The sequence below is a fragment of the Haloferax sp. KTX1 genome (genome assembly GCF_902410085.1).
GTDB classification, from domain to species: domain Archaea; phylum Halobacteriota; class Halobacteria; order Halobacteriales; family Haloferacaceae; genus Haloferax; species Haloferax massiliensis.
This window is the reverse complement of sequence record NZ_CABPRH010000377.1, coordinates 1-380: the sequence shown is the minus strand read 5'-3', so window position 1 is coordinate 380 and position 380 is coordinate 1. Positions and strand designations below refer to the sequence as shown.

The window sequence follows — 380 nt, the reverse complement described above, 5'->3', positions numbered from 1 at the left end:
GTGAGGCGTGATCCCTGGTGTCTGCGGATTTTACAGCACCTAGCACACAGAACATATGTACATAATCACTGTCGGAGCAGGCGATATCGGAACGCCGCTCATCGAGATTGCAACGGGAACCGGAAACGAAGTCGTCGTCATCGAGCGGGACGCGGCGAGGGCGGACGAAGTCGCCAGCGAGTTCGACTGTATGGTCCTCAACGCGGATGCGACCGTCAAAGAGACGCTTGAGGATGCCGGTGCCGACCGCGCGGATGCCATCATCACGACGACGGACCAGGATGCGACCAACGTCATGGTGTCCCTCCTGGCACAGGAACTGGACATCCCCGCAATCGTCTCGGTCGTCCACAATCCGGAGCACATGAACCTCTTTAAGC

General features: G+C 58.7%; 1 protein-coding gene. It reads left to right on the top strand.

Annotated elements, in window-relative coordinates:
* Nucleotides 1-55: 55 nt before the first annotated feature.
* The coding region (locus tag FY251_RS22285; protein ID WP_148417045.1) for a TrkA family potassium uptake protein at nt 56-380 on the top strand (325 nt) is incomplete at its 3' end.